Source organism: Pseudomonas sp. IT-P100 (assembly GCF_949767185.1).
GTDB lineage: Bacteria > Pseudomonadota > Gammaproteobacteria > Pseudomonadales > Pseudomonadaceae > Aquipseudomonas > Aquipseudomonas fluorescens_B.
Window position 1 is genome coordinate 109,701 of sequence record NZ_CATKQK010000001.1, and the last position, 22,185, is coordinate 131,885.

Genomic DNA, 22,185 nt, shown 5'->3' on the forward strand with positions numbered 1-22,185 from the left:
ATGCCTGATTCATCGCAACTCGTTATCGGTGCCGATCTCGCGGGGAAGCCGATCGCCCAGGCCATGCGCCTGGCGAACCGTCACGGTCTGGTCGCGGGGGCTACCGGGACCGGCAAGACCGTCACCTTGCAAAAACTGGCCGAGGCGTTCAGCGATGCTGGCGTGGCCGTGTTTGCCGCGGATATCAAGGGTGACCTGTGCGGTCTTGGCGCGGCCGGCAACCCTCAAGGCAAAGTTGCCGAGCGCATCGCCGGGATGCCCTGGCTGAACCACACGCCTCAGGCTTATCCGGTCACCCTGTGGGACATTCACGGCCAGTCCGGTCATCCATTGCGCACAACCTTGAGCGAAATGGGACCGTTATTGATCGGCGCCCTGCTGGAACTGACTGACAGTCAGCAGTCGGCGTTGTACGCCGCGTTCAAGGTCGCGGACCGTGAAGGCTTGCTGCTGTTGGATTTGAAGGACCTCAAGGCACTGCTCAATCACCTGCGCGACCACCCCGAATCGCTGGGGGACGACGCCGCGCTGATGACCACGGGATCGAGTCAGGCCCTGTTGCGGCGCCTGGCGATTCTGGAACAACAGGGCGCCGAAGCACTGTTCGGCGAGCCGGCGTTGCAACTCGAAGACATTTTGCAGCCGACCGCCGAGGGGCGGGGGCGCATTCATTTGCTGGATGCCAGTCGCCTGGTGCACGAGGCGCCCAAGGTCTACGCGACGTTCCTTTTGTGGCTACTGGCCGAACTGTTCGAACAACTGCCGGAACGCGGCGATGCTGACAAACCGTTGCTGGCGCTGTTTTTCGATGAAGCCCATTTACTGTTTGCCGATACACCCAAGGCATTGCAGGAGCGTCTGGAGCAAGTGGTGCGGCTGATTCGCTCGAAAGGCGTCGGCGTGTATTTCGTCACCCAGTCGCCGGGCGACTTGCCGGATGACGTGTTGGCTCAGCTTGGCCTGCGCGTCCAGCATGGCTTGCGCGCGTTCACGGCCAAGGAACAGAAATCCCTTCGGGCCGTGGCCGATGGCTTCCGCCCGAACCCGGCGTTCGATGCCTTGTCGGTGTTGACTGAACTGGGGATTGGCGAAGCGCTGGTCGGCACGTTGCAGGACAAGGGCACGCCGGAGATGGTCCAGCGCGTATTGGTCGCGCCGCCGCAATCGCGGATCGGGCCGCTAACCGAGACGGAACGCACGCTGCTGATCGCCGGCTCGCCGTTCAAGGGGCGGTACGACAAACCGGTTGATCGGGAATCGGCGTATGAAGTGTTGATGGGGCGTAAAGGATTGGCACCAGAGCCCGAAGCGGCGCCGGGCAAACCTGCGGCGGAGGAACCGAGCTTCACCGACAAGGCTGGGGAGTTCCTCGGCACGGCGGCAGGGCAGGCACTGAAATCGGCAATGCGACAGGCGGCCAATCAGTTGGGGCGGCAGTTGGTGCGCGGGTTGATGGGCTCGCTGCTCGGTGGCAGTAAACGCCGCTGAAAGCAAAAGATCGCAGCCTTTAATCCTTGGGTTTGGCGTGCGCCGCCAATCGCTCCAGCGCCGCTCGCAGATTCGGATCACTGATCCCCTCCGCCGTGGCCTGAATGGTCGCGCCCGCATCGCTGGACAAACTGATGGTATGCCCCGCCGCCCCTTGCTGAACGGTCGGTGGCTGCACCTTGAACAGAATCCGGGTCAGGCTGGCGAATTCATCAAACATCTGTAACTGCCGTTGCAGACGCTTCTGTTGATAACGCAGACGAGTTGCCCAATGACCATCGGTGACAATCAGCAACAAACTGCCTTCGCGCCACGATGCCACGTGGCAATGCTCGCGGGCGGCAGGCTGCAATTGGCTTTCCAGCAGACGTTGTAAATGACCCAGGCGTTGAGCATGGCCAAAAATGGCTTTCAGCGGTTTGGCTTCGCGAAGCAGAACGGCGGGTGCTCTGGCCGTAAGAGGGCGAAATGCCATGATCAGACACCTGAAGTAACAGAGGCGCCATGGTAGCAGAAAGCACCGGATGCACCCGACCCATTGCTTTGCGCGCGCTTTACCCATTAAATCAACAAGTAACTTCTGCCGTAACTGGCTTGAAGTTCAGCAAAACGCCCTTATTTTAAGTGAGCCCCGTTACAGCGCAGTGCATGCATCGTGGAACAACGCCACTTTCCTCACCATCGTTTCCGGGTAGAATGCTCGTTCGCATGCGGCCATGAGGGCTGCACGGGCGACTCACGGGGCCGCCCTCCATCCCTTTAGTGTGGAAGATCCTGCCGATATGTTTGCGCCTTTGTTAAAGAAACTTTTTGGAAGCAAGAACGAGCGTGAAGTCAAACGCATGCTCAAGACGGTGCAACTCGTCAATGCCTTCGAAGAGCAAATGGTGGCCCTTTCGGACGATCAATTGCGTGCCAAGACAGATGAGTTCAAGGCCCGCATCGCCAAAGGGGAAACCCTCGACAAGCTGCTGCCAGAAGCCTTTGCGGTCGCCCGCGAAGCCGGCAAGCGCGTCATGGGTATGCGCCACTTCGATGTCCAGCTGATCGGCGGCATGACCTTGCATGAAGGCATGATCGCGGAAATGCGTACCGGTGAAGGCAAGACCCTGGTGGCCACACTGGGCGTTTACCTCAACGCGCTGTCCGGCAAGGGCGTGCACGTTGTGACCGTGAACGACTATCTGGCCCGCCGTGACGCCAACTGGATGCGTCCGCTCTACGAATTCCTCGGCATGACGGTCGGTGTGGTCACGCCATTCCAGCCGCCGGAAGAGAAACGTCAGGCCTACGCGGCCGACATTACCTACGGTACCAACAACGAATTCGGTTTCGACTACCTGCGCGACAACATGGCGTTCAGCATGGAAGAAAAATTCCAGCGCGAACTCAACTTTGCCGTGATCGACGAAGTCGACTCCATCCTCATCGACGAAGCCCGTACCCCGCTGATCATTTCCGGTCAGGCCGAGGACAGCTCCAAGTTGTACATCGAGATCAACAAACTGATCCCGCAGCTTGAATTGCATGTCGAAGAGGTCGAAGGCGAAGTCACCAAGGCCGGCCACTACACCGTTGACGAAAAGACCCGTCAGGTCGAACTCAACGAAGCCGGTCACCAGTTCATCGAAGACATGCTGACCCGCGTCGGCCTGCTGGCAGAAGGCGAGAGCCTGTATTCGGCGCATAACCTGGGCCTGCTGACCCACGTTTATGCCGGCCTGCGCGCTCACAAGCTGTTCAACCGCAACGTCGAATACATCGTGCAGGACGGTCAGGTCGTCCTGGTCGACGAACACACCGGTCGTACCATGCCGGGTCGTCGTTTGTCCGAAGGCCTGCACCAGGCCATCGAAGCCAAGGAAAACCTGAACATCCAGGCCGAAAGCCAGACACTGGCGTCGACCACGTTCCAGAACTACTTCCGTCTGTACAACAAGCTGTCCGGCATGACCGGTACCGCGGACACCGAAGCGTTCGAGTTCCACCAGATCTATGGCCTGCAGGTCATGGTCATCCCGCCGAACAAGCCTTTGGCGCGTAAAGACTACAACGACCTGGTGTTCCTGACCGCCGACGAGAAATACGCGGCGATCATCAACGACATCAAGGAATGCATGACCCAGGGCCGTCCGGTGCTGGTGGGTACTGCGACCATCGAAACGTCCGAGCACATGTCTGCGCTGCTGCAGAAAGAAGGTATCGAACACAAGGTCCTGAACGCCAAGTTCCACGAAAAAGAAGCCGAGATCATTGCCCAGGCCGGTCGCCCAGGCGCACTGACCATCGCCACCAACATGGCCGGTCGTGGTACCGACATCCTGTTGGGCGGTAACTGGGAAGTGGAAGTCGCGTCGCTCGAAGACCCGACGCCGGAGCAGATTGCCCAGATCAAGGCCGACTGGCAGAAACGTCACCAGCAAGTGCTCGAGTCGGGCGGTTTGCAGGTGATTGCGTCCGAACGTCACGAATCGCGCCGTATCGACAACCAGCTGCGTGGTCGTGCCGGTCGTCAGGGTGACGCCGGTTCCAGCCGTTTCTACCTGTCGCTGGAAGACAGCCTGATGCGCATCTTCGCCTCTGACCGGGTGAAGAACTTCATGAAAGCATTGGGCATGCAGTCCGGTGAAGCGATCGAGCACCGCATGGTGACCAACGCCATCGAGAAGGCCCAGCGCAAGGTTGAAGGCCGCAACTTCGACATCCGCAAGCAACTGCTCGAGTTCGATGACGTCAACAACGAACAGCGTAAAGTGATCTATCACATGCGTAACACGTTGCTGGCCGCCGACAACATCGGTGAAACCATCGCCGACTTCCGTCAGGACGTACTCAACGCGACTGTCAGTGCACACATTCCACCGCAATCGCTGCCCGAGCAGTGGGACGTGGCCGGTCTGGAAGCGGCATTGCAGAGCGACTTCGGTGTTTCGCTGCCGATCCAGCAATGGCTCGACGAAGACGATCACCTGTACGAAGAAACCCTGCGCGAGAAGCTGATGCAAGAGCTGATTGCGGCGTACAACGAGAAAGAAGACCAGGCCGGCGCCGATGCGCTGCGCACCTTCGAGAAGCAAATCGTTCTGCGCGTGCTGGACGACTTGTGGAAAGACCACCTGTCGACCATGGACCACCTGCGTCATGGCATCCACTTGCGTGGCTACGCCCAGAAGAACCCGAAGCAAGAGTACAAGCGCGAGTCGTTCACGCTGTTCTCCGAGCTGCTGGATTCGATCAAGCGCGATTCGATCCGTGTGCTGTCGCACGTCCAGGTTCGCCGCGAAGACCCGATCGAAGAAGAGCAACGCCTGCGTCAGGAAGCCGAAGCACTGGCGGCGCGCATGCAGTTCCAGCACGACGAAGCACCGGGTCTCGAGCAGCCGGACCTGCTCGGTGAAGAGGTCGATGTAGCCCTCGCCACCGCACCGGTTCGCAACGAACAGAAGCTGGGCCGTAACGAGCTGTGCTACTGCGGTTCGGGCAAGAAATTCAAGCATTGCCACGGGCAGATCCAGTAAAACCCGTTTCATACGCTGAAATACCCGCGCCGCGACCGGCATCAGCCGTCGCGGCGTTTTGCCATTTACACCACCGTTCTTCCTGAAAGCGGTGCTGACATCATTTATTAAGGAGCGCATTCATGGCTGTTGGTCTTGGTCCTTTGCCAACGTTGCACCCGGTTGCCGGTTTTGAACTCGGTATCGCCTCGGCCGGCATCAAGCGTCCCGGGCGCAAGGATGTCGTGGTCATGCGCTGCGCCGAAGGTTCCACCGTCGCAGGCGTGTTCACCCTGAACGCCTTTTGCGCAGCGCCGGTGATCCTGGCCAAGCAGCGCGTGCAAGGTCCGGTGCGTTACCTGCTGACCAACACCGGCAATGCCAACGCCGGCACTGGCGAACCTGGCCTGGCTGCCGCCGAACGCACCTGCGCCAAACTGGCTGAATTGACCGGCGTCGACGCCAGCCTGGTGCTGCCGTATTCCACCGGCGTGATCGGCGAGCCGCTGCCGGTCGAGAAGATCGAAGGCGCGTTGCAAGCCGCGCTCGACGATCTGTCGGTGAACAACTGGGAAGCTGCCGCCACCGGCATCATGACCACCGACACCCTGCCGAAGGGTGCCAGCCGCCAGTTCCAGCATGACGGCGTGACCATCACCGTCACCGGCATCAGCAAAGGTGCGGGGATGATCCGTCCGAACATGGCCACCATGCTCGGCTACATCGCCACCGACGCCAAAGTCTCCCGCGACGTATTGCAAAACCTGTTGCTGGACGGCGCCAACAAGTCGTTCAACCGCATCACCATCGACGGCGACACCTCGACCAACGACTGCTGCATGTTGATCGCCACTGGTCAGGCGGCCTTGCCGGAAATCACCTCCGCGAGCGGTGAGTTGTTCGCCAAGCTGAAACAGGCCGTGTTCGAAGTGTGCATGGACGTGGCCCAGGCCATCGTTCGCGACGGCGAAGGCGCGACCAAGTTCGTCACCGTTGAAGTCAACGGCGGCGGCAATCACCAGGAATGCCTGGACGTCGCTTACACCGTGGCGCACTCGCCGCTGATCAAGACCGCGCTGTTCGCATCCGACCCGAACTGGGGGCGCATTCTGGCTGCCGTTGGTCGTGCCGGCGTACCGAACCTGGACGTGAGCAAGATCGACGTGTTCCTCGGCGACGTTTGCATCGCCAGCCGTGGCGCCCGCGCATCGACCTACACCGAAGCCCAGGGCGCAGCGGTGATGCAGCAGGAAGAGATCACCATCCGTATAGAGCTGGGTCGCGGCGATTGCAGCGAAACCATCTGGACCACCGACCTGTCCCACGAATACGTGAAGATCAACGCCGAGTACCGTACTTAATACCGAGTCGACCCCTTCGCGGGCAAGCCTGCTCCCTCAGGGTTAGCGCAAATCCTGTGGGAGCGGGATTGCCCGCGATGACGACAGACCAGACACTCAAGAGGCTGGTCTGTACCCCTCATCAAAAGGTCCCGAACATGAGCCTCCACCTGATCATCGGCGACAAACTGCTTTCCTCCTGGTCCCTGCGCGGCGCCCTGGCCCTCGATCTGGCCGGCTCTCCGTACACCGAAGAGCTCATCAAGCTGAACCAGCCGGACACCCGTGAACGTCTGCTCAAGCATTCGCCCACCGGTAAAGTCCCGCTGCTGAAAACCGCACACGGCACCATTGCTGATTCCCTGGCGATTGCCGAGTACCTGGCCGAACAATTCCCGGATGCTGGCCTCTGGCCCAAAGATGTCGCCGCCCGCGCCCAGGCGCGTTCGGCGTGCGCGCAGATGCACGCAGGGTTCTTCGCCATGCGCGGCAACATGCCGTTCGACCTGAGTCGCGACGCACCGTTGTCGCCGGCCCCGGCCGACATCCAGGCGGACATCGAACGCATGCTGGCCTTGTGGGCCGAATGCCGCGCAGCCGCGACCGAAACCGGTCCGTTCCTGTTTGGCCGCGCGACACTCGCCGATGCCTTCTTTGCCCCCATTGCCGTACGCCTGCGCACCTATCAGGTGAAATTGCCGGCGGCGGATGAGGCCTACGTCGAAACGATCTACCAATGGCCAGCCTTCAAGGCGTGGCAAAAGGCAGGTCTGGAGGAGATCGGGCAGTGAAACGAGTACACGTAGCGGCCGCCGTCATCCGCGATAACAGCGGCAAGATCCTCATCGCCCGCCGTGCCGACACACAGCACCAAGGCGGTTTGTGGGAGTTTCCCGGTGGCAAGGTCGAGGCCGACGAATCCGTCGAAACCGCCCTGGCCCGCGAGCTTCACGAAGAGTTGGGCATTGTGGTCAGCGCGGCGCGTCCGTTGATCAAGGTCCGCCATGACTACCCGGACAAGCAAGTGTTGCTCGATGTCTGGGAGGTCTCGAATTTCACCGGTGAACCCCACGGTGCCGAAGGCCAGCCTTTGGAATGGGTTGCGCCCCGTGATCTGTTGAATTACGAATTCCCGGCGGCCAACCAGCCGATCGTTGCGGCCGCACGCTTGCCTGCGCAGTACCTGATCACGCCTGAAGACCTGGAAACCCCGGCGCTGCTGCGCGGTATCCAGAAAGCCATCGCCGGCGGGATCAAGCTGATCCAGCTGCGGGCGCCCAACGGCTACGACCCGAAATACCGCGATCTGGCGGTGGATGCGGCGGGGCTGTGTGCCGGCAAGGCACAGTTGATGATCAAGGGGCCGTTCGAGTGGCTGGGCGATTTTCCGTCGGCTGGTTGGCACATCACTTCGGCACAACTGCGCAAATACGCGGCGGCAGGTCGTCCGTTGCCAGCCTCGCGTTGGTTGGCGGCGTCCTGCCATAACCCTGAAGAGTTGGCATTGGCCGAGCAGATGGGCGTGGACTTCGTGACGCTGTCACCTGTAGAGCCGACCCTGACTCACCCGGGGGCTCAGCCGTTGGGTTGGGAGCAGGCGTCGACCCTGATCGAAGGCTTCAGCAAACCGGTGTTCTTGCTGGGTGGTGTTGGGCCAACTGAGCAACAAAAGGCTTGGGAGGCGGGCGCCCAAGGTGTCGCGGGGATTCGAGCGTTCTGGCCTGACGCATGATTTTGCGTTGAAGCGGATGACCTCATCGCCAGCAGGCTGGCTCCCACAGATAAACGCAGTCTCCCGTGGGAGCCAGCCTGCTGGCGATGTGGCCCAGACAGGCGCCGGTCAACCCTGAGGTTTCGCCGCCGCCTGCCAAAGAATCTCTGCAATCCCCTGGCGCTTGGCAATCAACCGCGCCGCCACAAACAACAAGTCCGACAGTCGATTGATGTATGCCAACCCGACCCCGGCCAACGGTTCAATCGCATTCAAATGCTGACACCTGCGCTCGGCACTCCGCGCCAGGCTCCGGCACACATGGGCCTGGGCAATCAGCGCCGAACCGCCCGGCAGAATGAAATTCTCCAGCGGTCCCAGCTCTTCATTCCACACATCGATCGCCGCTTCCAGGCGTTCAATTTCTGCCGCGTTCAGTGCCTGATACACCGGCATCGCCAGCTCTCCACCGAGATCGAACAGCCGATGCTGACAAGGCGCCAACACCTCGATCACTTCGTTCAATCCTGGAAACTGGCCACGTTGCGCTTCCAGCCCGGCCAACAGCACGCCTACCTGACTGTTCAGCGTATCGACTTCACCAATGGCCTCGATCCGGGGATGGTCCTTGGTCACGCGGCGGCCGTCGCCCAGTCCGGTTTCGCCTTTGTCGCCAGTGCGGGTGTAAATCTTCGACAAGCGAAAGCCCATGGTTACCTCGATAGCTGATTGAATTCTTGAGAGACGAGCGGGGTGCTCGCCAACGGCAGGCGCAAGGTGAAACACGTGCCCTGGCCCGGTGTCGATTGCACTTCCATCTGCCCCTTGTGGTTGTTGGTGATGATGAAATACGAGACCGACAGCCCAAGCCCGGTGCCCTGACCGATTTCCTTGGTGGTGAAAAACGGCTCGAAGGTGCGTTTGCGCACGCTCTCGCTCATGCCGATGCCGTTGTCTTCGACCTGGATTTCCGCCCACGGCGGATTCAGCTTGGTACGCAGGATGATCCGCCCGGGCTCACGGTCATCTTCACGTTGGTGAATGGCTTGCGCGGCGTTTTTCAGCAGGTTGAGCAGCACTTGTTCGAGTTCGTTGGCGGTGCCGGGCACCGGGCCCAGCGCCGGATCGAACTGGCGAATGATCGCCTGGCCCTTGAAGTCGAAGCCGATCGCCAGGTCGAAATCGTTGCCAGCAATTTCCACGGCCTGATCGATCAGTGCCGGCAGATCGCACGGGGCCATTTGCCGGGTGCTGCGACGGCTGAAACTGAGCATGTGGGTCACGATCTTCGCCGCCCGGGCGCCGGCCTGCTGAATACCGTCGAGTAACTGCGGCACTTCCCGTGCTTTCAGGTACTCGTTAACGGTGTCCAGCTCGATGCCGATTTGCTCGGCTTGCTCGAGGTTTTTCGGTAGATCGGGGGACAGGCGTCGGCGAATGTTCTGCACGTTATGCAGGATCGCCCCCAGCGGGTTGTTGATCTCGTGGGCCATGCCGGCGGCGAGGCCGCCGACCGAGAGCATTTTTTCCGACTGAACCATCATTTCTTCCAGGGACAGGCGCTGGGTGATGTCGTCGATCCGGATCACCACACCGCGCCCGGCTCCGCCCATCAGCGGGTAAAAGGTCAGGGCGTAATGCTTGGGTTCGTCATCCTTGAACCAGGTCACGCGCTCGATTTTTGCTACGGTGTGTTGCTCGACGGTCTGTTTGAGCTGTGGCAGAAACGGCTTGAGCGGTTCGAAGGCGAGGAAGATCGGCTGGTTCAGCGCCTCGTCCAGTCGCGTGCCGGAGAGGGCGCTGGCCTCCTGATTCCATTGCGTTACGTAAAGCTGCTCGTCGAGGGCGATCAGCGCCGATGGCATGGAGTCGATGATGCTGTTGAGGTAGTTCTGGAACCCGGTAAGTTTCTTCTCGATCTTGCTGCGCACCTGGACTTCGAGTTCCAGTTTGCGGTTGGTGTGACGGGTTTCCTCGGCCAGCCCCTGGGCCTGGTCGTAGGCCGCCTGGGAATCGTCACGCGCGCGTTTGAGTTGCTGCTCCCGCGCTTCGATTCGCGAGAGCATGGTGTTGAAGGCCTCGGCCAGGCTGCCGATTTCGTCGTGATTGCCCCGGGAGGCGCGCAGGGCGTAGTTCTCTTCCCGGGTCACTTGCCGGGACAGTTCTTCGAGTTGATGGATCGGCCGGGTAATCAGGCGTTTGATCTGCCGGGCGATCACCAGCCATAACAGCACACTGAAGATCAGGATCCCGAGGCTCGCGGTCAGGGTCCCGGTGTAGAAGGCCATCGGCAGTTCGCTGCTGGCGACCAACAGCAGGTGGCCGGGCGCGGTGCCGGGGCGGGGCAGGGTGATCACTTGATTGCTGCGAAATTCGGTGGCCTGCCAGGCTTCGATGTGGCGGTAACGCTCCGGCAGGCCCAAATGATCGCCGCGCTGCAACTGCGCCAGTCTTTCGCCTTTGCCGTCATACAGGGCTGCCGCGCGCAGCGGTGAATAACTGTTGAGCTCATTCAGCAGTCGTTCGGCATTTTGTGGCGATTGCAGCGCATCAGCCACCAGGCTCGGGTTGGACACCAGTCGGCCGATGGTCTGCAAGGCCTGGGGCGCCATGCTTTCCTGGGAAATGTAGTACGCGGCGCTGATGAAGGTCAGGTTGGCGACCAGCAAAACGGTGGTCAACAGCACCAGCAGGGCGGCCAGTAGTTTCTGGCCGACCGGAAGGTTTTCGAGGCGCTGGCGCAATGGCATCAGTTTTATCGCAGAAAAGGAACAAGTGGCCAGCGTAGCCGCTGCTCAGTCGCTGGGCAATCCAAGGCTGTGCAGATGGGTGATCAGCCGCTGTTGCAACTGGTTGAGGTGCGGAAGGTTCAACTGATGCCGCGAGGCAACTTTGCAGACATAGCCCAGCAGGTAGCTGATTTCGGTTCGGCGCCGATTCGCGACGTCCTGGTACATCGAGGAGAAATTGGCCGCGGTGGCGTGAATTACCCGCTCGACTTCCTGCTGGAGGTCCTCGGCCGCTGCCGGTTGGCCACAGCGTTCAAGCACTTCGGTCAATTCACCGCAGAGGGTGGCGACTTCGCAGTGGTGGTCTTGCAAGCCGCCGTTACGGCAATCGTGCAGCACGGTCAGCGGATTGATCGCACAGTTAAGCGCGAGTTTGCGCCACAGCCGGGTGAGAATGTCGGTGCTCCATTCGTGGGGAATGCCTGCTGCGCTGACATCATCCAGCCAGATCGGCGCCACCGGATGTCCGGCATCCCCCAGCCAGGTGTAGCCGTGACCCGCGAACACCACACGCCAGTCACCGTCGCGAAACGCGCCTTCGGTGCTCGAAGCATAAATACAGCGTGCCTGCGGAACCTGTGCGGCAACGGCGTCCTGACTGCCGAGGCCGTTCTGGAGCAAAATCAATTCGGCGTCGGGCGCCAGGCGCGGCGCCAGTCGGGCCACGGCCTGCTCGGCATCGTAGGCCTTGCAGGCCACCAGCAGGCGATTGATCGGTTCGTCGCTGTCGGTGGTTTCGCCGGGTATGTCCCAGGTGGTTGCTTCGCCATGCTCCACCAGCGTCAGGCCGCCCGCCGCCTGATAAGCCTGTAAACGCGCCGCATCCCGCACAATCAGCCTGACCGGCACCCCGGCCCGCGCCAGACGCGTGGCCCATAAGGTGCCGAGGCTGCCGGCGCCCAGGACATGCCAGGTGGTGGACATCAGCTTTTTGCTCTGTTTAAGGCGTGCATCGGAGGCTCGCAGTGAATGATGGGAAAGACCCGTTATAATCAGCGCGGATTTTAACCGCAAGCCAGGCGTGCTCGATCTTGATCGAGCGCGCCCTTTATTGGAGAGATTACATGCCGTCGTTCGACGTGGTATCCGAACTGGACAAACACGAAGTCACCAACGCGGTCGAAAACGCCGTCAAGGAACTCGATCGTCGTTATGACCTGAAAGGCAAGGGCACCTTCGAGTTCAAGGAAAAGGACCTGACCGTCAACCTGACCGCTGAAGCCGATTTCCAGCTCGAAGCGATGATTGAGATCCTCAAGCTGGCGCTGGTCAAGCGCAAAATCGACGTGCAGTGCCTTGAAGTCAAGGATGCCTACGCGTCGGGCAAGCTGATGAAGCAGGAAGCCGTCCTCAAGGAAGGCATCGACAAAGAGCTGGCGAAGAAAATCGTCGCTCACGTCAAGGACGCCAAGCTCAAGGTTCAAGCGGCCATTCAGGGCGAGCAGGTGCGCATCACCGGCAAGAAGCGTGACGATTTGCAGGAAGCCATCGCGGCTCTGCGAGCCAAGACATTCGACATGCCGCTGCAGTTCAACAACTTCCGCGACTGATTGTTCAAGCGGGAACCTCTCGGCGTTTTCGGCGTCCGAGGCCCAAGTAACGGCAGAAACGATCGGGTCCGCAAGGGGCCGGTCTTTCTGCCGCTCATTTTTCGCGTGCCGGGTAGCCGGAAATCAGGAGAACGTAGATGGATTTGAATGCTGAAGTGGACAACCTGGTCAAGGCGTCCCAAGCCTGGATTCCGATGATCATGGAATACGGCAGCCGCGTACTGCTGGCGATCATCACCCTGGCCATCGGCTGGTGGCTGATCAATAAAGTGACGCAGAAACTGGGCGGTTTGCTCGCGCTGCGAAACGCCGACCTGGCGCTGCAAGGGTTCATCAGCAGTCTGGCGAACATTATTCTCAAGGTTTTGCTGATCGTCAGCGTAGCCTCGATGATCGGCGTGGAAACCACCTCCTTCGTCGCGGCGATCGGTGCGGCGGGCCTGGCCATTGGTCTGGCGTTGCAGGGCAGCCTGGCGAATTTCGCGGGTGGCGTACTGATTCTGTTGTTCCGTCCGTTCCGTATTGGTGACTGGATCGAAGCTCAGGGTGTTGCCGGTACGGTCGACAGCATTCAGATCTTCCACACGGTGCTGCGTACAGGCGATAACAAAACCATCATCGTGCCTAACGGCAACCTGTCGAATGGCATCATCACCAACACTAACCGCCAGCCGACCCGCAAGGTTGTATTCGATGTGGGTGTTGATTACGAGGCGGACCTGCAAAAGGCTCGTCAAGTGTTACTGGACCTGGCCAAGGATGAACGCATCCTGGCTGAACCGGCACCACAGGCTGTCATTTCTACCCTGGGCGACAGTTCGATCACTGTTTCCTTGCGCGTATGGGTGAAGACGGCGGATTACTGGGATGTGATGTTCATGTTCAACGAGCAATCCCGGGACCGGTTGAAAGCGGCCGGCATCGATATCCCGTTTCCACAGCGGGTGATTCGAGTGGTTCAGGAATCTGCGGTGCAGTAAGCAAAAAACCAGGCAACAAAAAAGGCCCATCCGAAGATGGGCCTTTTATTTTGTTATCGCAAACTAACTGGATGCGATTACAAGATCGACAGTGGGTAGTCGACGATCACACGGAACTCTTTCACGTCGCCTTCACCTTCGTCGGCGTTAGCAAAGTGCCAAGCTTGACGGAAGCGGACGGACAGATCTTTTGCCGGGCCAGACTGAACAACGTACTTGGCTTCGAAGTTGGTTTCGTTGTGCTTGCCATTGTCGCCGTACAGGCCGGTGTAGGCGCTGCCAGCTGGAGTGTTGGTACCGTCGATGTCCCAACCTTTCACGTAACGGGTCATGAAGCTCAGACCAGGAACGCCGTACTCAGCCATTTTCAGGTCGTAACGGACCTGGGCCGACTTCTCGCCAGGGGCGTTGAAGTCAGAGTACTGGATGGAGTTGGCGAGGAAGATCGAGTCGCCGCCGCGGTTGTTCTTGCCGATACCGATGTAGTCGAACGGGGTATCGCCATTAACCTTTTGGAAGGCCAGGGTGATGGTGTGCGCTTTCAGGAACGACAGAGCGGTTGCCAGCGAGAACGCGGTGTTGCTGATGTCGCCAGCTTTCGCGTCACCGGTATCGGTGGTGCGATAGATGTTGAAATCGGTGTTCAGCGAAGTGTCACCACCAAACGGAGTGGTGAGGTTCACGTTGGCGTAGTACTGGTTCCAGATGTCTTCCAGCTTGGCGCCATACAGCGATGCGGAAAGGTTATCGGTAATGCCGTACTTGCCACCGAAATAGTCGATGGTGTTGGCTTCAACGCCAGCGTAGGTTGCATACAGGCCGCCGTCACGGGCGTTTTTGTCCTGGCTGGAACCCGAGTAGAAGTGACCGGCTTCGAGGTCAAGGTCTTTGACTTCGCTGCTTTGCAGTTGGAAACCGCTGGCAACTTGCGGAAGGATACGGGAGCCGCCAACAGCAAATACTGGAGCAGTGCTTGGCGACATGTCGCCGACTTTCAGCTCGGTTTTGGAAACGCGGAATTTAACGGCAGCGCCGGCTTTACCCTGGCTGTCGTTAACGTCGCGGCCACCGTTGGCGTTGACAGTGTCGCTACGGCTCATGTTGCCCGAACCGGAAGTGCCATCGCCGCCATCCAGTTTGATGGCCAGGTAACCGAATGCATCAACGCCAACGCCCACAGTACCCTGAGTGTAACCGGAGTTGTAGGTGCCCCAAAGACCTTGTGTCCAGTCTTTGACGTCGCGGCCGCCATCTTTGTTGTCACGGTTGAAGTAGTAGTTGCGAACCAGCAAGTTCAGCGTGCTGTCTTCAACAAAACCTTTGGCTTCAGCCTGGTCACTTACGAAAGGTGCGGCCATAGCCACTTGAGTACTGGCTGCTGCTGCAACTGCCAGTGCGATCATGCTCCACTTCATCACGCGCATCGTGATTTGCTCCTTTGGTTTTAGAAGAGTACTGCCGTCCCACCTGTTTTATTATCTGGGCGGCTCTTTCTTTTTGTGTCGGCGCAAACTTATATCACGCCGACCATGTTGGCGATACTTGCGCATCTAACCTTTCAGCTTCTTTACGACCCTGTCGCAAATGGCTTGGTAGATGTCGCAAATTTACGGCCCCAATGCAATAGGAATGACAACTTCAGCGCTGTTTTCCGGGGCTTGAGCATCGGTAAAAAGAGTCCTTGGTGAAACGTGTGAATCTCCATCGGGCAACCCTGCCACTGTTTTTATTGCCTTCAAGGCGTCCACTTCCAGCGGACGCCTTGAAGGCGATGTGAGTGTGAATGCAACAAGCGTGCACAAATCAGCAATTCGCTGTTTTTTTTTCTGAACGTCTGCCTGTTACCGTAAAAACCTCATAAAACCGGGGGTTACAAGCACTTTTTGATGGGGCTTGACGCCATGGTTTGCATGGTGTTGCACCTCCCTGGCCGACTGCGCGACAACCAAAAACGTTACCGGTTCACCCCGCGGTGAGTACTTGGCGGATGCCCGACGCACAGAGCGTAGACGCACTGTGCGGTTTTGGTGCAAAAATTTTTAATCGTCGTCCTGAATCATACAGTGTTGGCTGTTGTGAAACGTGAACAGGCCTTGGTTTGTTGGTCACTTGAGTGTTTTTTGCGTGGCTGACGGTTCTGTAATGGTGCGCTCGCGCAAAAAATGTCTCATGTCGGAGCGCTCTCGGCGTCGATGCCTGTGCTTCGACAGTCGTGCGTCGTGAAGCCAGCGACGTTCGCAGGTATGCTGCCTTCCTGTCGCTTGGTGCGCCATCTCACGGGATGGGCGCTAAGCTGAAAATGATGAGCTACCGGGAGTGCGCGCAGTGTTCGCTTTAGATCCACGACTTCAACAAGACACGTTACAGATCGGGGATTTCCCGCTCAGCCGGTTGCTGTTGTCCAATGATTCGAACTACCCGTGGTTCATCCTGGTGCCGCGTCGCGACGATATCAGCGAGATATTTCAGTTGGATGTCGCCGATCAGCGGCAGCTGTGGCAGGAAACGACCGCGCTGGCGGAAATGCTCAAGGACTCGTTCGACGCGGACAAGTTGAATGTTGCGGCCCTGGGTAACGTTGTCAGTCAGTTGCACATGCATGTGATTGTGCGCAAGCGCGAGGATGCTGCCTGGCCCGCGCCGGTGTGGGGCAAACACCCGGCCAAACCGTACACGGCGGAGCAGATCGCGGTCATTCGCGAGCGGCTGCGTCTTGTGTTGACTGAAGACTTCACGTTTCTGGAGGGTTGAATCATGAGCCTGGAAGAACGCGTTACCGATCTGGAGAGCCAGCTGGCGTTTCAGGATGACACCATCCAGGCATTGAGCGATGTGCTGGCGACGCAGCAGCGCGCCGTGGAACGCTTGCAACTGCAAATGGCCGCCCTGCTTAAGCGGCAGGAGGAAATGGCTGGCCAGTTCGAGACTTTTGAAGAAGAAGCGCCACCGCCGCATTACTAGCTTTTGTTTCAAGGCTCTTTCGTTTGAACAAAAGGCAATAAAAAACCGCGAACAGCCAGGCTGCTCGCGGTTTTTTTTAGCCTTGAGTCAGCGTCGCGGCAGCGCGGCGATCACGTCTTCGGCTTGCAGGCCCTTGTCACGATTCATGACGGAGAATTCCACGCGCTGGCCTTCGACCAGAACGCGATGGCCTTCGCCACGGATGGCCCGGAAATGCACGAAAATATCATCGCCGGAATCACGGGAAATGAAGCCGAAGCCCTTGGATGTGTTGAACCACTTGACGGTGCCGGTATCGCGGTTGCTCATGTCATAGCTTGGCGAGGCGGTGGCCGGTGAGGATTTGTAGAAGCTGATGGCCAGGTGCAGAAGAACGGCGATCAGGGCAGCCACCAGGCTGAACAGAACGGCAGGTTGGCCGGCGATGACAGGCATCGGCGCGAGCAGCGTCAGGGTTTGCAGAACAACAGTCAGAACCAGCAGGGCACTGACCAGGTTTTGCAGTTGATGACGCGGACCTTTGTTCCAGTATGGGATGACAGGTGCGAGGGTGAGGTTGAGCAGGCCGAAAAAGGCCAGGTACAGCGCATCGGGTTGTTGCAGGTAAGGAACAGCCTCGGAACGCAGGCTAGGGATGAAGGACAGGAGCAGGGCTGCTGCGCCCATTAGCAGGTGGACGATTTTCAACATTTTGATTAACTCACGTTAAGACGGATCGCAAGGAAGAGCTGATGGGGCGCGGTTCGCTTCAGAACTAAAAGAGGCGTTGGGCACGCACCCGGTATCAGCCTATGCGCAGCGCCCGAAAAAATAGGCACCTGCGACACACTGCCTATTTAACAGCAAAGCTTGCAGCTACTCAAATCAGGGAGTCCAGCGGTGCATCGGGGGCGATTTGTCGCAGGCCTGGAGGGCAATCCGGGCTGCGGTTGCGCGGCAGGCTTGCTAGAGTGGTCCTGCACCTGTCGGATGAAATTCATCACCTTTAGGGGAAAAACATGGCAATCGATATCGGTATCAGTGAAGAGGACCGCAAGTCCATCGTCGAAGGACTCTCGCGTCTGCTGTCGGACACTTATGTACTTTATTTGAAAACCCATAACTTTCACTGGAACGTCACCGGTCCCATGTTTCGGACTCTGCATCTGATGTTCGAGGAGCAATATAACGAGTTGGCCCTGGCGGTCGATTCGATTGCCGAACGAATTCGTGCGCTTGGCTTTCCTGCTCCGGGCGCCTATTCGATTTATGCGCGCCTGTCTTCCATCAAGGAAGAGGAGGGTGTGCCCACTGCGGAAGACATGATCAAGCAACTTGTCGAAGGGCAGGAAGCTGTCACGCGGACTGCGCGCGGGATCTTTCCCCTGCTCGACAAAGTCAGTGACGAGCCAACGGCGGACTTGCTGACCCAGCGCATGCAGGTTCACGAGAAAACCGCGTGGATGTTGCGTTCATTGCTGGACCAGTAACGTTGCCAGAGCGCGGATCACGCTGTTCCTGTGTTGTTCGCGCCCTGTCTTGGGGGGCAGTTAGTTGAGCGATCTTGCCCCCGATTGTGTAGGACTTTGTCCCGACTAGGACGGTCTCCATGATCTGCCTTCAGTTGTTGGCTTATCCTACGTCGATGGTCATAAAGTCATCTGGATATAACTTTGCGCCTGCGCTTTTATAAGACCCGCAACATGGCTCTTATCGAAACCAGGGATGGCAAAGGAGTGTCAACGGATGGTTTATGAAAGCAGGTTAAACGACGCAAGGGTGGGGCCGTTCAAGGAAGTAAGGATCGATCCGTTTATCAGTGAATTCGACATGGGCCTGGCTCGGCCATTATCCCGGTCGATACGTTTGAATGGCTTTGCCACCTGCTTGCGACTGGAGCAGGTGTATTGGGATATTTTGGGGGAAATGGCCAGGATCAATTGCTGCTCGGTCAGTGCCCTGCTGTCCCACGTGGATCGCGAAGTGCATTTGCGCCACGGTGGGGTAAAGAACTTCAGCGGGCTGGTGCGGGTTGTCTGCGTGGTGCACAGCCTCAAGGAAGGGAATTGCGTCGTCATGGCGTAACCCGTGGCAGCGCAATGCGTCGAGTGTCGGTCTGTGCAGTCTTACGGCTGCACAGGCTGCATTTAATGGATATAATCCCGCTCTTTGCCGCAAAACCCAGCGTGCGCGGTAGCAATCTGATCGCCGAGACAACCCCCATGCCGATGTACGACTATCAATGTGCTTCCTGTGGTCATCAGTTGGAAGCCATTCAAAAGATCAGCGCAGCACCGCTGGTCGACTGCCCTGCCTGCCAGGCGCCAGAGCTTAAGAAGATGCTGTCCATGCCGGGCTTCCGCCTCAGTGGCACCGGCTGGTACGAAACCGATTTCAAGACCGGTTCCAAGAAGAATCTGGCCGGCGGCGACAAAGCCGACTAGGGTCTGGAGCCTGAGTTGAACGACACGTGCGAGCTCTTGCATCATCCTGAATGCAAGGCCTCCAACCGAATTTCGAATTACGAGAAGTGAAACCACTACCATGATGCGCAGCCATTATTGCGGCCAACTGAACGAAAGCCTGGAAGGCCAGGAAATTACCCTTTGCGGATGGGTTCACCGTCGCCGTGACCACGGTGGGGTGATTTTCCTCGATATCCGTGATCGTGACGGTCTGGCCCAGGTGGTGTTCGACCCGGACCGCGCCGAGAGCTTCGCCGCCGCCGATCGCGTGCGCAGCGAGTACGTCGTGAAGATCACCGGCAAGGTGCGCCTGCGTCCGGCCGGTGCCACGAACGCCAACATGGCCTCGGGCATGATCGAAGTCCTGGGTTACGAACTTGAAGTGCTGAACGAATCGGAAACCCCGCCGTTCCCACTGAACGAGTTCTCCGACGTCGGTGAAGAAACCCGCCTGCGTTATCGTTTCCTTGATCTGCGTCGTCCGGAAATGGCCGAGAAACTGCGTCTGCGTTCGCGCATGACCACCAGCATCCGCCGTTACCTGGACGAGAACGGCTTCCTCGACGTCGAGACGCCGATCCTGACCCGCGCCACGCCTGAGGGCGCACGTGACTACCTGGTGCCAAGCCGTACTCACGCCGGTTCGTTCTTCGCCCTGCCGCAATCGCCTCAGCTGTTCAAGCAATTGCTGATGGTCGCCGGCTTCGACCGTTACTACCAGATCGCCAAATGCTTCCGCGACGAAGACCTGCGTGCCGACCGTCAGCCTGAATTCACCCAGATCGACATCGAAACCAGCTTCCTCGATGAAAAAGACATCATGGGCCTCACCGAAGGCATGATCCGCACCCTGTTCAAGGAAGTGCTGGATCTGGAATTCGGCGAATTCCCGCACATGACCTTCGAAGAAGCCATGCGTCGTTACGGTTCCGACAAGCCGGACCTGCGTAACCCGCTGGAGCTGGTGGACGTTGCCGACCAGCTGAAAGAAGTCGACTTCAAAGTCTTCAGCGGTCCTGCCAACGATCCGAAATGCCGTGTTGCCGCCTTGCGCGTTCCAGGCGCGGCGAGCATGCCGCGCAAGCAGATCGACGACTACACCAAGTTCGTCGGCATCTACGGTGCCAAGGGCCTGGCGTACATCAAGGTCAACGAGCGCGCCAAGGGTGTCGAGGGTCTGCAATCGCCGATCGTCAAGAACATCCCTGAAGCCAACCTCAATGTGATCCTTGATCGCGTTGGCGCGGTTGATGGCGACATCGTGTTCTTCGGTGCCGACAAAGCCAAGATCGTCAGCGAGGCCCTGGGCGCGCTGCGGATCAAGCTCGGCCACGACCTGGAGCTGCTGACCTGCAAGTGGGCGCCAATGTGGGTCGTTGACTTCCCGATGTTCGAAGAGAACGACGACGGCAGCTTCAGCGCCTTGCACCACCCGTTCACCGCACCGAAGTGCACCCCGGAAGAACTGGAAGCCAGCCCGGCGACCGCTTTGTCCCGTGCCTACGACATGGTGCTCAACGGTACTGAGCTGGGTGGCGGTTCGATCCGTATCCATCGCAAGGAAATGCAACAGTCGGTGTTCCGTCTGCTGGGTATCAATGAAGCGGAACAGGAAGAGAAATTCGGCTTCCTGCTCGACGCCCTGAAATACGGCGCGCCGCCACACGGTGGCCTGGCGTTCGGCCTGGACCGTCTGGTGATGCTGATGACCGGCGCCCAGTCGATCCGTGAAGTGATTGCCTTCCCGAAAACCCAGAGTGCTGCGGACGTGATGACGCAAGCACCGGGCGTGGTGGATGCCAAGGCGCTGCGCGAGCTTCATATTCGTCTGCGCGAAACGCCAAAAGCTGAGTAAGGCTGACCGCAAAGGCGCATCCTTCCCGGATGCGCCTTTTCTTTAGGTCAGGATTTTTGTATTGCTGGCTGGCGCATCGTGCACAGCGGGCAACGTTTCAAAGAGAATTCGGAGCGAGTTATGGCGGGTCATTCCAAGTGGGCGAACATCAAGCACCGCAAAGAACGTCAGGATGCCAAGAAGGGCAAGATTTTCACCAAGTGGATTCGTGAGCTGACCGTTGCGGCCCGTCAGGGCGGCGGTGATCCGGGCTCCAATCCGCGTCTGCGCCTGGCCCTGGACAAGGCGCTGGGTGCGAACATGAGCCGCGACATCATCGATCGGGCGGTGGCGCGCGGTGCCGGTGCCGCCGATACCGACGACATGGTCGAACTGAGCTACGAAGGCTACGGCCCGGGTGGCGTGGCGGTGATGGTCGAGTGCATGACCGACAACCGTAACCGCACCGCAGCAGCTGTTCGCCATGCGTTCAGCAAGTGCGGCGGCAACCTGGGTACCGACGGATCCGTGGCTTATCTGTTCGAGCGCAAGGGGCAGATTTCCTTCGCGCCGGGCGTTGATGAGGATGCCTTGATCGAAGCGGCCATGGACGCGGACGCCGATGACGTGGTGACTAACGAAGACGGTTCCATCGACGTGTTCACCTCATTCGCCGGGTTCTACTCCGTGCGCAACGCGCTGGAAGCGGCAGGTTTCAAAGGTGATGATGCGGAAATCGTCATGTTGCCGACCACCAGCGCCGAACTGGACCTGGAAGGCGCCGAGAAAGTCCTCAAGCTGATCGACATGCTTGAAGACCTGGATGATGTACAGAACGTCTATTCCAATGCCGACATCCCCGAATCGGTGGCTGCGCAGCTCGGTTAAGGGCGACTAAGATCCAATGTGGGAGCGAGCCTGCTCGCGAATGCGGATATTCAGGCAGTATCGTTGCTGAATATAAAACCGCTTTCGCGAGCAGGCTCGCTCCCACACTTGTTATTCGTGTATTGGATATCGTGCTTTTACCTAACCCGCAGGCGTTATGACTTTAATTCTTGGTATCGACCCCGGTTCGCGCATCACCGGTTACGGCGTGGTACGCGATACCGGGCGTGGCTGCGTGTACGTCGCGTCGGGTTGCATTCGCACCGGCTCGGGCGAGCTGCATGAGCGTTTGCAAATCGTCTATCGCGGCGTGCGAGAAGTCATCCAGACCTACGGCCCGGTGACCATGGGCATCGAAAAGGTGTTCATGGCGCGTAACGCCGACTCTGCGTTGAAACTCGGCCAGGCGCGCGGTGCGGCGATCGTTGCCGGCGCCGAAGAAAACCTCGAAATCGCCGAATACACCGCGACCCAGGTCAAGCAAGCCGTGACCGGGACCGGCGCGGCCAATAAAGAGCAGGTGCAGATGATGGTCATGCACATGCTGAAACTGATCAGCAAGCCGCAAATCGATGCTTCGGACGCCCTGGCGATTGCCATATGCCATGCTCATACCCGTTCCAGCCTTCTGCCACATGGCTTGGGCACGGCACGCAGTCGTGGCGGGCGCCTGCGTCTCTGATAGCATCAGCAGTCATTTTTA

The 22,185-nt window shown here is 59.0% G+C and carries 21 protein-coding genes; 15 read left to right on the forward strand and 6 right to left on the reverse strand.

The features are described from left to right. Positions 1-1,488, forward strand: a complete 1,488-nt coding sequence (locus ACM6IQ_RS00460; RefSeq protein ID WP_414877863.1) for a helicase HerA-like domain-containing protein — start codon at positions 1-3, stop codon at positions 1,486-1,488. 19 nt (positions 1,489-1,507) lie between these two features. Here ACM6IQ_RS00460 and ACM6IQ_RS00465 read toward each other — a convergent pair whose 3' ends face one another. Beyond that, complete coding sequence (locus ACM6IQ_RS00465) at positions 1,508-1,963, reverse strand: DUF721 domain-containing protein (protein ID WP_017340487.1); 456 nt, start codon at positions 1,961-1,963, stop codon at positions 1,508-1,510. 307 nt (positions 1,964-2,270) lie between these two features. On the opposite strand from ACM6IQ_RS00465, the gene secA reads away from it, so the two are divergent. The 4 genes from secA (at position 2,271) to ACM6IQ_RS00485 (ending at position 8,057) form a co-directional block, all read left to right on the forward strand. Next, positions 2,271-5,006 carry a preprotein translocase subunit SecA gene (gene secA / locus ACM6IQ_RS00470; RefSeq protein ID WP_031319088.1) on the forward strand — a complete coding sequence of 912 codons (2,736 nt, stop codon included), beginning with the start codon at positions 2,271-2,273 and terminating at the stop codon, positions 5,004-5,006. Between the two features lie 122 nt (positions 5,007-5,128). Then, positions 5,129-6,346, forward strand: coding sequence for a bifunctional glutamate N-acetyltransferase/amino-acid acetyltransferase ArgJ (argJ, locus tag ACM6IQ_RS00475; protein ID WP_414877864.1), 1,218 nt, complete (start codon positions 5,129-5,131; stop codon positions 6,344-6,346). 137 nt (positions 6,347-6,483) lie between these two features. Next, a complete protein-coding gene (locus ACM6IQ_RS00480) occupies positions 6,484-7,116 on the forward strand; it encodes a glutathione S-transferase family protein (protein ID WP_414877865.1) in 633 nt (210 codons plus the stop codon). Then, positions 7,113-8,057, forward strand: coding sequence for a Nudix family hydrolase (locus ACM6IQ_RS00485; RefSeq protein WP_414877866.1), 945 nt, complete (start codon positions 7,113-7,115; stop codon positions 8,055-8,057). Before ACM6IQ_RS00480 ends, ACM6IQ_RS00485 begins: the two co-directional genes overlap by 4 nt. Positions 8,058-8,165: 108 nt before the next feature. Here the strand turns inward: ACM6IQ_RS00485 and ACM6IQ_RS00490 are convergent, their stop codons facing one another. The 3 genes from ACM6IQ_RS00490 to ACM6IQ_RS00500 are packed head-to-tail and all read right to left on the reverse strand — an operon-like array spanning position 8,166 to position 11,749. Further along, entirely contained in the window at positions 8,166-8,747 is a 582-nt protein-coding gene (locus ACM6IQ_RS00490) for a cob(I)yrinic acid a,c-diamide adenosyltransferase (RefSeq protein ID WP_414877867.1), read from the reverse strand. Between the two features lie 2 nt (positions 8,748-8,749). After that, entirely contained in the window at positions 8,750-10,786 is a 2,037-nt protein-coding gene (locus ACM6IQ_RS00495; protein ID WP_414877868.1) for an ATP-binding protein, read from the reverse strand. Positions 10,787-10,831: 45 nt separating this feature from the next. Next, complete coding sequence (locus tag ACM6IQ_RS00500; RefSeq protein WP_414877869.1) at positions 10,832-11,749, reverse strand: putative 2-dehydropantoate 2-reductase; 918 nt, start codon at positions 11,747-11,749, stop codon at positions 10,832-10,834. A 140-nt stretch (positions 11,750-11,889) separates the two neighbouring features. On the opposite strand from ACM6IQ_RS00500, the gene ACM6IQ_RS00505 reads away from it, so the two are divergent. Both ACM6IQ_RS00505 and ACM6IQ_RS00510 read left to right on the forward strand, forming a co-directional pair. Further along, positions 11,890-12,375, forward strand: a complete 486-nt coding sequence (locus ACM6IQ_RS00505; protein ID WP_007906601.1) for a YajQ family cyclic di-GMP-binding protein — start codon at positions 11,890-11,892, stop codon at positions 12,373-12,375. 137 nt (positions 12,376-12,512) lie between these two features. Continuing rightward, complete coding sequence (locus ACM6IQ_RS00510; protein WP_414877870.1) at positions 12,513-13,355, forward strand: mechanosensitive ion channel family protein; 843 nt, start codon at positions 12,513-12,515, stop codon at positions 13,353-13,355. 77 nt (positions 13,356-13,432) lie between these two features. On the opposite strand, the gene ACM6IQ_RS00515 is transcribed toward ACM6IQ_RS00510, so the two are convergent. Continuing rightward, positions 13,433-14,779: an OprD family porin gene (locus ACM6IQ_RS00515; protein WP_414877871.1), complete on the reverse strand. Its 1,347-nt coding sequence runs from the start codon at positions 14,777-14,779 to the stop codon at positions 13,433-13,435. A gap of 901 nt (positions 14,780-15,680) precedes the next feature. Between ACM6IQ_RS00515 and ACM6IQ_RS00520 the strand changes: the two genes are divergently transcribed. Together ACM6IQ_RS00520 and ACM6IQ_RS00525 are read left to right on the forward strand one after the other, a co-directional pair. Continuing rightward, positions 15,681-16,106, forward strand: coding sequence for an HIT domain-containing protein (locus ACM6IQ_RS00520; RefSeq protein WP_017340477.1), 426 nt, complete (start codon positions 15,681-15,683; stop codon positions 16,104-16,106). Positions 16,107-16,109: 3 nt separating this feature from the next. After that, the gene (locus ACM6IQ_RS00525) at positions 16,110-16,316 is read left to right on the forward strand and encodes a SlyX family protein (RefSeq protein ID WP_008029236.1); all 207 of its coding nucleotides are present in this window, start codon (positions 16,110-16,112) and stop codon (positions 16,314-16,316) included. Between the two features lie 87 nt (positions 16,317-16,403). Here ACM6IQ_RS00525 and ACM6IQ_RS00530 read toward each other — a convergent pair whose 3' ends face one another. Next, positions 16,404-17,006: a cold-shock protein gene (locus ACM6IQ_RS00530; RefSeq protein ID WP_017340476.1), complete on the reverse strand. Its 603-nt coding sequence runs from the start codon at positions 17,004-17,006 to the stop codon at positions 16,404-16,406. Positions 17,007-17,314: 308 nt separating this feature from the next. Here ACM6IQ_RS00530 and ACM6IQ_RS00535 point away from each other — a divergent pair, with 308 nt between their 5' ends. From ACM6IQ_RS00535 to ruvC, 6 genes are all read left to right on the forward strand, one after another. Further along, a complete protein-coding gene (locus tag ACM6IQ_RS00535; RefSeq protein WP_017340475.1) occupies positions 17,315-17,785 on the forward strand; it encodes a Dps family protein in 471 nt (156 codons plus the stop codon). Positions 17,786-18,041: 256 nt separating this feature from the next. Next, positions 18,042-18,380 (forward strand): ribbon-helix-helix domain-containing protein, encoded by a 339-nt coding sequence (locus ACM6IQ_RS00540; protein WP_017340474.1) that lies wholly within the window; start codon positions 18,042-18,044, stop codon positions 18,378-18,380. 137 nt (positions 18,381-18,517) lie between these two features. Further along, complete coding sequence (locus tag ACM6IQ_RS00545) at positions 18,518-18,739, forward strand: FmdB family zinc ribbon protein (protein ID WP_010457489.1); 222 nt, start codon at positions 18,518-18,520, stop codon at positions 18,737-18,739. Between the two features lie 100 nt (positions 18,740-18,839). Then, entirely contained in the window at positions 18,840-20,615 is a 1,776-nt protein-coding gene (gene aspS, locus ACM6IQ_RS00550; protein WP_017340473.1) for an aspartate--tRNA ligase, read from the forward strand. A 120-nt stretch (positions 20,616-20,735) separates the two neighbouring features. Continuing rightward, positions 20,736-21,482, forward strand: coding sequence for a YebC/PmpR family DNA-binding transcriptional regulator (locus ACM6IQ_RS00555; RefSeq protein ID WP_017340472.1), 747 nt, complete (start codon positions 20,736-20,738; stop codon positions 21,480-21,482). Positions 21,483-21,639: 157 nt separating this feature from the next. Further along, on the forward strand, positions 21,640-22,164 hold the full coding sequence (ruvC, locus tag ACM6IQ_RS00560) for a crossover junction endodeoxyribonuclease RuvC (RefSeq protein WP_017340471.1): 525 nt from the start codon (positions 21,640-21,642) through the stop codon (positions 22,162-22,164). Positions 22,165-22,185 lie beyond the last annotated feature (21 nt).